Genomic DNA, 8,465 nt, shown 5'->3' with positions numbered 1-8,465 from the left:
CGAAAGCCCGCTGGTCGTGGCGGCCGAGCTGCGCCGCGCCCAGCGGGCCGCCCCCCCCCACGCCCCCGAGGACGGCCCGCAGGCCATGGCCGTGGTGCAGACCCTGTCCGAGGCGATGCTGTTGCAGTCCAGAACCGTGGCCGAGGCGGTGTCCGGCCAAAGTCGCGGCGCGCGGCGCGGCCGGTCGCGGCGGCGGCTGCACAAGCGCATCAGCTATTCGGTGGACTGACCCTCGGGCGCGTCATCCGGCGGCACGCCCGATCCGGTTCCGCGGGGGGAAACGATGGATGCCGGAATAAGGGGCGCAGGGCGGTTTCACATCGAAATGCACCGATCCCGGGAGCGCATCCGGACGCCCCCCAGATGGGAAATGCTACGGGAAATGCAACAGGAAATGCCGCAGGAAACGGGGCGCGCCCGGTTTCTCAGGCCGCGCGCGCCCGCCGGCTCCGCGCCACGAGGCCCAGCCCGAACAGCCCCGTCAGAAGCAACACCGCCGACGCCGGCAACGGAATGACACCCACGCCGCTGTCGCGCGCCAGCATCTCGCCGCCCGCGGTGGTGAAATTCACGAAATCTCCGTTTCCGTCGACCTCGGTCGAATAGCGCATGCGCAGCCCGGTCACGCCATAGCGTTCATAAAAGATCATGGTGAAATCGACGAGGCCGGTTTCGTCGGGCGTCACCCGGATGCGGCAGCAGATCGCGTTGGGATCGCTGGGGTTGAAGGTGCCGGAGGCGCGGAAGCTGCTGGTGTCGAGGAGGTCGACCTCCGGGCTTTTCGGCCCGAACCAGGTGCCGTTGCCGTCGTCCGAGCGGATGCGGAATTCATACGCGACACCCGGCTGCAGCCGCAGCACCCCGGTAAAGCGCCACAGCGACCGGTTCAGCGGCTGGGTGGCGGGGATGGGCACATGGGCGGTGAAGCCGGGCCAGTCGGCGCCCAGAAAGTCGCTGACCGGGGCGCCGACCAGACCCTTGGCCGCGTCGTCGGTGGATTGGATCGTATCCGTGAATTCCCCCTGGGGATAGTCGATGGCGCGGGCGACAAAGGTGCCATCGGCCGGCCGGCTGTCGAACACGGCCGCCGCGCGCGGCAGGATGTTGTCCTTGACGCGCTGGACGGCCGCAAGGCGGCCGAAGCTGTCCACGGTCCTGAACAGGGCGGTATCTTCATAGAGGTCGGTCCGCCACCAGACCTCGCCGTGCAGCCCCTCCAGCAGGGACTGTGCCTGCGCCGTGGGCAACGCCATCACCCCCGCGCAGACAAGGCCGAGGGCGGTTGCAAGGATGCGGTGGGACCGGGTCATGCGGGGCCTGCCGTTATAAAATGGTTAACGAAGATCATCGTTCATGCGCGGCGCCCTTGAGTCGAGTCAACGGGCATGACGCGGGTGCGGCATCATGGACGTTGGCCAAAGGGGGGGGCCGGATGCTGGACCTTTGCCGGTGCGGCGCCCTATGGTGCGGGCACGGCCCGCAAAGAGCCCGGGGCTGTGTCCCCGGTGGTGGTGTAGGAGGAGGCCGCGCGCGGAGCCATTGGCGTAGCGCAGCGCGCGGCCGGCGGTGCCGCTGGCGGTCACCGTCGATCTTCGGAGAAGGTTCGGGTTGCGAAGCCTGGAACCTGAAACGGAGATGACGATGACCGACGACAGAATGGCGCTGCTTGATCTGGTTGAGAAGCAGGCAGACGGCGACCTCGTGCGCGAGATGCTGGCCTATGCGGCCGAGCGGATCATGGAAGCGGAGGTGGAGGCCCGGACGGGTGCGGCCAAGGGCGCCCGCTCGCCGGTGCGGGAGGTTCAGCGCAATGGCTACCGCGACCGCGATTGGGACACGCGCGCGGGGCGGATCGAGTTGGAGATCCCCAAGCTGCGCAAGGGCAGCTACTTCCCCAGCTTCCTGGAGCCGCGCCGCACGGCTGAGAAGGCCCTCGTGGCCGTCATCCAGGAAGCCTATGTCCACGGCGTTTCGACCCGGTCCGTGGACGACCTGGTCAAGGCCATGGGCGCGGGCGGCATGTCCAAGAGCCAGGTCAGCCGCCTCTGCGCGGATATCGACGGGCGGGTGAACGCCTTTCTGACCCGGCCGCTGGAAGGCGCGTGGCCCTATCTCTGGCTCGATGCGACCTATGTGAAGGTGCGCGAGGGCGGGCGCATCGTCAGCCGTGCCGTGATAGTGGCCGTCGCCGTGAACGAGGACGGCAAGCGCGAGGTGCTGGGCGTCGCCACCGGCCCCTCCGAGGCTGAAACCTTCTGGACCGGGTTCCTACGCTCGCTGGCTGACCGCGGCCTGCGGGGCGTGAAGCTGGTCATTGCCGACGACCACAAGGGCCTGCGCGCCGCCGCGCGCCGGGTGTTCAACGCTACCCACCAGAGATGCCGCATTCACTGGATGAGGAACGCCCTCGCCCATGCCCCGGCCAAACAGCGAACGGCGGTGGCGGCGATGCTGAAGACGATCTTCGCCCGAGGCAAACCAAGGCCGAGGCGCTGGCCCAGTGGGGCACCGTCGCCGATGCACTCCGCGAGAAGCAGGACAAGCTCGGCGCCTTCATGGACGCTTCGCGCGACGACGTGCTGGCCTACATGGACTTTCCGCGCGAGCATTGGACCCAGATTGCCAGCACGAACCCGCTGGAAAGGGTGAACCGCGAGATCAAGCGCCGCGCCGACGTCATCGGGATCTTCCCCAACGACGGCGCCATCATCCGCCTGGTCGGCGCGCTCATGCTGGAGACCAACGACGAATGGACCGTGGCGCGACGCTACATGTCACTTGAAACCCTCGCCCGCGTCACCGACAATCCCACCGTCAGGCTGCCCGCCGTGGCAACCTGACCAGACCCGGACCTCTCCGAAGGTCGACGCTCATACACCACGCCCCGGGACATGATCCAGCCCGGCGGCAAAGGGGACACGCGCCATGACCGCATCGACCTATGTTCCCGGCGATCTGGCGGGCTGGCAGCGGGTGGCGCCGCCGCAGGCGGGGTTCGACGCCCGCGCGCTGGCGCGGGTCGCGGCGTTCCACGCAGCGCATGAATCGGACTGGCCGGTCAGCATGTACATGCCCGACGGGGCGTATGTCGGCACCGCCTGCATCGACGAGAAGCCGCCCCACAACACCGTCATCGGCCCGGTCAGGCCGCGCGGCGGCCCGGCCGGGATGATCCTGCGCGGCGGGCGCATCGTGGCGCAATGGGGCGACATCACCCGCCCCGACATGACGTTTTCCGTCGCCAAGAGCTTCCTTGGCGTGCTGGCGGGCCTGGCCGAGGCGCGCGGGCTGATCCGCACGCTCGATGATCGCGCGGGGGCGTATGCGCTGGACGACGGCTTTGCCGGGGCCCACAACGCGCGCATCACATGGCGCCACCTGCTGCACCAGACCAGCGAGTGGGAGGGCACCCTGTGGGGCAAGCCCGACAGCGTCGATCGCAACCGCCAGATCGGACCGGGCGCGGTGAACACCGCCAAGGGCAGCGCGCGCACGCTGGCCGCGCCGGGCACGCATTGGGAATACAACGACGTGCGGGTCAACCGCCTCAGCCTCAGCCTGATGCAGGTGTTCCGCGCGCCGCTGCCGGAGGTGCTGGAGGACGCCATCATGCGGCCCATCGGCGCCTCCGACTGGGTCTGGCACGGCTACCACACCTCGCGCGTGGTGATCGACGGGCGCGAGATGGAGTCGGTCTCGGGCGGCAGCCACTGGGGCGGCGGGTTCCAGATCCCGACCGAGACGCTGGCCCGCTTCGGCCTGCTGATCGCGCGCAAGGGGCGCTGGGGCGCGCGCCAGCTGGTCCCGGCCGACTGGATCGACCGGATGCTGACGCCGTGCCCGGTCAACCCGCTCTATGGCTTCATGTGGTGGCTCAATACCGACCGCAGGCTGCTGCCCTCGGCGCCCGCGACGTCGGTGATGGCGCTGGGGGCGGGGCAGAACATCGTCTGGGTCGATCCCGCGCTGGACATCGTGATGGTCGCGCGCTGGGTCCACAAGGACGCCGCCGACGGGCTGGTGGCCAGCGTGCTGGCGGCGCTGACCGACCCCTAGGGCGCGATCGCGTCCAGAAACTCCGAGACCGGATCCCCTCCGGCATCTGGCCCCGCAACTGGCGCGCTGCCCGCCGCCAGCGCCACCCCCAGCCCGATGGCCGAGCTGACCGGCGTGTGCCGGCACCCCGCGTCGGCGGCATCGGCGCGCAGGTTCATCACCAGCGTGGGCGACAGGAACAGCGCGAGGCGGATGACCTCGGACCAGTCGTCGGGCAGCAGGTCGCGCGCGGCCAGATGGGCGATCCACGGCCGCCAGAAGCTGTCACGCTTGACCCCCAGCAGCGCGCGGCGCAGCGCGTTGGGCGCCCAGTCGGTATCGATGCGCAGGTACGCCCCGTCGATCGCCACCCGCGCCCCATACCGCCGCGCGGCCGTCGCCGGATCATACAGCCAGAACGGATGCGCGAGGGTGTTGTGGAACGTCGCCTTGACCTCGGCCAGCAGCGACGGCACCGCATCCCCGGCAAAGGCCGGATCGAACAGCGTCAGCCGGGCGTCGGGGCCGTGCCCTTCGTACCAGACATTGGCGTTGTGCGCGTCGCCATGCGCGACGATCCCGCCCGCGTCGGCCAGCCGCTCGGGGGCAAGGCGCCGGTGCGCGGCGTCGAAACACCCAGCCAGGCTGCGGCGGTGCTCGGTGCCGTTCACCACCGGGCGCAGATGCGCGATGTCGTCCCAGCCCACCGTGCCCAGCCCCGGCAGGTCGAACCGCCGCCCGACATAGAACGCCGCCAGCCGCCCGCCGGGATACGCACCTTGCGGCGGGTCCACGAGGCGCTGGTGAAACAGCCGGTGGATCGGCTCGGCGCGCGACTGCTCGGGGGTGATGGGGCGCAGCGTGGCCGTCGCCACCGCCAGCAGATGGGCGTTCAGCGCGGCCTCGGCGGCGAGGATGGCGCGCGCCGCCTGCGGGTCCGGCGCGTGGTCCAGATCCAGCAGCACGTCCGAGGCACGCGGATCGGACCGCCGGGCATAGACCAGCACCTGCTCCCCCGGCAGCCGCGAGACATGCAGCGGCCGGTCCACCGGCAGCCCCGCGCGCGCGAGGATGTCGGCGCGGTAGTATTCGCCGGTCATCTCCTCCTCGCCGTCCTCCTGATGGAACTTGAAGAAATAGCCGCGCCCGTCCGCGTCGAACGTTCCGTTGAGGGAGTTGAGCGAATACCGGTCGGCGTTGATCGCCAGCCCCTGCGGCACAAGGCCGAACAGATCGGCCATCAGGGCTGCCAGCGCGGCCTCGGCGGCGGGGCGGTCGCGGGCGGCCAGCGCGCGGATCGCGCCGGTACGCGAAGGAGGGCGGGCGCCGCTCACCGCTTCAGGTACGCGGTGCGCATCGGCCCGACCGCGTTGGCGTGCGACGAAAACCCCTCGTACGCCGCCAGGGTGCGGGTGCGCGCGGCCATCTCGTCATAGCCCTTGGCGGTGACATAACCGACCGAGCTGCGCTTCATGAAATCCGTCACCGACAGCGGCCCGTAGGTCGCAGCCCCGCGCGAGGTCGGCAGCACCGCGTTCGGCCCCAGCACATAGTTGGCGATGGCGTTGGGCGTGCGGGTGCCCAGCAGGATCTCGGCGGCCTCGGTGATCTCGCCCAGATACTCGAAGGGGGTTTCCGACAGGATCTCCAGATGCTCGGGGGCGTAGGCGTTCACGAAGGCGATGGCGTCGGCCATGTCGCGCGCCAGCACGATCCCCCCCGCGGGCCCGCCCAGCACCGCGCGCGCGAAGCCCGCGCGCTGCGGGTCCATCTGCGCCAGGTGGCGCGGCAGCGCCTCCAGCGCCTCGGCCATGACCCGTTCGGACGGGGTGACCAGCCAGGCGGAGCTGTCGGGCCCGTGCTCGGCCTCGATCAGCAGATCCAGCGCGGCCAGCCCGCCGTGCACCGTGTCATCGGCCAGGATCACCACCTCGGACGGACCCGCCGGCAGGCCGGTGTCGATCACATCCGCCAGCAGCCGCTTGGCCGCGACCACCCACGGGCTGCCGGGGCCGACGATCTTGCGCGCCGGGCGCACGGTCTCGGTTCCCAGCGCGGCGGCGGCCACGGCCTGCGCGCCGCCGCATTTGTAGACCGTGTGCACCCCCGCCAGCCGGGCCGCCACCAGCGTCGCGGCATCGACCCCGCCATCGGGGCCGGGCGGGGTGAAGATCGCAGCCTCCGGCACGCCCGCGACCACCGCGGGCACCGCCGTCATCATCGTCACCGACGGAAACGCCCCCTTGCCGCGCGGCACATAGAGCGCGACCGACGTGATCGGCGTCCAGCGGTCGCCGGCAAAGGCGCCGGGGCGGATCTCCTTGAGCCACATCGGCTCGGGCACCTGTTCGCGGTGGAAGTCGCGGATGTTGGCGATGCCGTATTCGATGGCCGCGATCACCTCGGCCGGGACGCTGTCGAAGGCGCGGTCGACCTCGGCCTCGGTGGCGCGCAGGGCGGATGCCTCCAGCCCCTCGGCGTGGTCGAGGGTGCGGCCCAGGCGCACCAGCGCCGCGTCGCCGCCCGTGCGCACCTCCTCGATGATCGCGGCGGCGCCGTCGAGGAAGCGCGACAGGTCCGCCTCGGAGCGGCGCACGAGGGCGGCGCGGTCGGCCGGCGAAAGGGTCGCGAGGTGCTTGACGGTGATGTCGGTCATGTCCGGTCCGTGGCTTGGGCGCCCTACCGCGAGCGCAGGAAGATATCGAGCCCGACCCAGCGGTCGAGGGCCCAGATCGAGACGAGCGCAAAGATGATGTAGACCACCGACACCGCCGCCAGATCCGGCGTGATGATGTTGCGGATCGAGGTGAACATCCACACCGGCAGCGTCACGATCCGCGCGTCCACCAGAAAGATCGACACGATGAACTCGTTCATCGCCAGGATGAACATCAACAGCGCCCCGGTGATGATCCCGGGCATCAGCGCCGGGATGGTGACGGAAAAGAACGCCTGCACCGGGGTCGCGCCGCAGTTCGCCGCCGCGTTCTCCAGATCCGGGTCGAGGCGGTTGACCGAGGCGCTGACCGACCAGATCATGAACGGCAGGTTGATCGCACAGGCCGCCAGCCCCACCGGCCAGAGGCGACCCAGAACGCCGGCCTCGCCGAACACATACATCATGCCGATGCCCGACACGACCAGCGGCACGGTGAACGGCAGCAGGAAATACAGCTGCAAGGTGCGCGCGAACCGCAGCCGGTGGCGCACCATCGCCAGCGCCGCCAGCGTGCCCGCCGGGATCGCGAAGGCCGTGCAGATCGCCGCGACGTACAGGCTGCGCAGCAGCGCCTCCTGAAACTCGCGCATGCCCGCCAGCCGCGCGTACCAGCGCAGCGACAGCCCCTCGGGGGGGAAGGTCAGCATGTCCCCCGCGGTGAAGGACGCCGCCACGATCACCACCGTCGGCAGGCCCAGAAAGACGATGTTGAAGATCACCACCGTCCACACCAGGATGCGAAAGGGTGCAGCCCGCATCATGTCCGTGCCCCCCGTCCGATGCCCATGGTGCCGGTGCCGAGGGCCGCGAACAGCCCCGCCGCCAGCGTGGTGCCGATCACGATCAGCACGATCCCCAGCGCCGAGCCCGCGCCCATGTCGCTGACCCGGAAGAACGCGTCATAGATCGCGTTCGCCACATAGTCGTTGGTGCCACCGCCCAGGATCGCGGGGATGGCGAATTCCGTCAGCGTGATGGTGAACACCACCACCACCGCCGCCACGATCCCCGGCCGCGCCAGCGGCAGCACCACATGCCACAGCGTCTGCCACCAGCGCGCGCCCAGGCTTTCGGAGGCGGCCTCGATATCGCTGTCGATGGCGGTCAGCGCGGGCGCCAGCATCAGCACCGCGAACGGCAGCATGTACTGGATCAGCCCGATCACCACGGCGGTGTTGGTATAAAGGATCGACACCCCCGGCAGCCCCAGCCCCGCCAGCGTGGTGTTCACCAGCCCCTGCTGGCCAAGGATGATCAGCCAGCCATAGGCGCGCACCACCTGGCCCAGAAAGAACGGCAGGAACAGGTTGAACAGCAGCACCTTGCGCAACAGCCGCGAGGGCGTGCGCACCATCAGATAGGCATAGGGAAACGCCAGCAGCAGGCACACCGCCGTGACGATCGCCGCCCCCTGGAACGTCCGCCACATCACCGAGCGGTAGCCCGCGCGCTCATAGATGTTGACGAAGTTCGTCAGGCTGAGGTCCTCGGACGGGCGGAAGGTCGCGCGGTCCAGAACCCGCAGGCTGGCATCCCCGATGTAATAAAGCCCCGCCACGATCACCAGGATGATCGCGAAGGCCGGCAGCAGGTACAGGTACGGCAGCAGCCCGCGCGCCGGACGCAGCGCGCCGGTGGCCGCGTCAAGCGCGTCGACGACGCGCCAGCGCGCGCGGGTCGCAAGCGGGGCCGGGTGGGGTGCGGGGGGCAT

At 70.1% G+C, this 8,465-nt stretch carries 7 protein-coding genes and 1 pseudogene; 3 read left to right on the top strand and 5 right to left on the bottom strand.

The annotated features are described in order from the left end of the window. Window positions 1–229: hypothetical protein (locus CCR87_RS06605; RefSeq protein WP_201156768.1), on the top strand; the 229-nt coding region annotated here is incomplete at its 5' end. A 196-nt stretch (window positions 230–425) separates the two neighbouring features. Here CCR87_RS06605 and CCR87_RS06600 read toward each other — a convergent pair. Continuing rightward, window positions 426–1,310, bottom strand: a complete 885-nt coding sequence (locus CCR87_RS06600; RefSeq protein WP_201156767.1) for a VPLPA-CTERM sorting domain-containing protein — start codon at window positions 1,308–1,310, stop codon at window positions 426–428. Between the two features lie 331 nt (window positions 1,311–1,641). On the opposite strand from CCR87_RS06600, the pseudogene CCR87_RS06595 reads away from it, so the two are divergent. Together CCR87_RS06595 and CCR87_RS06590 are read left to right on the top strand one after the other, a co-directional pair. Next, window positions 1,642–2,840: pseudogene (locus tag CCR87_RS06595) on the top strand (IS256 family transposase). Window positions 2,841–2,925: 85 nt separating this feature from the next. Then, window positions 2,926–4,056, top strand: a complete 1,131-nt coding sequence (locus CCR87_RS06590; protein WP_201156766.1) for a serine hydrolase domain-containing protein — start codon at window positions 2,926–2,928, stop codon at window positions 4,054–4,056. On the opposite strand, the gene CCR87_RS06585 is transcribed toward CCR87_RS06590, so the two are convergent. From CCR87_RS06585 to CCR87_RS06570, 4 genes are read right to left on the bottom strand one after another with little or no spacing between them, the layout of a single operon-like run. Beyond that, a complete protein-coding gene (locus tag CCR87_RS06585; protein ID WP_201156765.1) occupies window positions 4,053–5,369 on the bottom strand; it encodes a hypothetical protein in 1,317 nt (438 codons plus the stop codon). The two genes, CCR87_RS06590 and CCR87_RS06585, sit on opposite strands and share 4 nt — an antisense overlap. Further along, window positions 5,366–6,691: a histidinol dehydrogenase gene (gene hisD, locus CCR87_RS06580; protein WP_201156764.1), complete on the bottom strand. Its 1,326-nt coding sequence runs from the start codon at window positions 6,689–6,691 to the stop codon at window positions 5,366–5,368. Before hisD ends, CCR87_RS06585 begins: the two co-directional genes overlap by 4 nt. 23 nt (window positions 6,692–6,714) lie before the next feature. Next, on the bottom strand, window positions 6,715–7,512 hold the full coding sequence (locus CCR87_RS06575) for an ABC transporter permease (protein ID WP_242511890.1): 798 nt from the start codon (window positions 7,510–7,512) through the stop codon (window positions 6,715–6,717). Next, window positions 7,512–8,465 (bottom strand): ABC transporter permease, encoded by a 954-nt coding sequence (locus CCR87_RS06570; RefSeq protein WP_201156762.1) that lies wholly within the window; start codon window positions 8,463–8,465, stop codon window positions 7,512–7,514. The genes CCR87_RS06575 and CCR87_RS06570 overlap by 1 nt, the downstream gene beginning before the upstream one ends.

Source organism: Rhodobaculum claviforme (assembly GCF_016653255.1).
Taxonomy (GTDB): Bacteria; Pseudomonadota; Alphaproteobacteria; order Rhodobacterales; family Rhodobacteraceae; genus Rhodobaculum; species Rhodobaculum claviforme.
The sequence above is the reverse complement of the archived record's forward strand: the minus strand, read 5'-3'. Positions and strand labels throughout refer to the sequence as shown.

Coding starts and splice junctions, on each gene's coding strand:
- CCR87_RS06600 (WP_201156767.1), bottom strand. CDS start 1,310: ATGACCCGGTCCCACCGCATCCTTGCAACCGCCCTCGGCCTTGTCTGC.
- CCR87_RS06590 (WP_201156766.1), top strand. CDS start 2,926: ATGACCGCATCGACCTATGTTCCCGGCGATCTGGCGGGCTGGCAGCGG.
- hisD (WP_201156764.1), bottom strand. CDS start 6,691: ATGACCGACATCACCGTCAAGCACCTCGCGACCCTTTCGCCGGCCGAC.
- CCR87_RS06575 (WP_242511890.1), bottom strand. CDS start 7,512: ATGCGGGCTGCACCCTTTCGCATCCTGGTGTGGACGGTGGTGATCTTC.
- CCR87_RS06570 (WP_201156762.1), bottom strand. CDS start 8,465: ATGCCCCCCGCACCCCACCCGGCCCCGCTTGCGACCCGCGCGCGCTGG.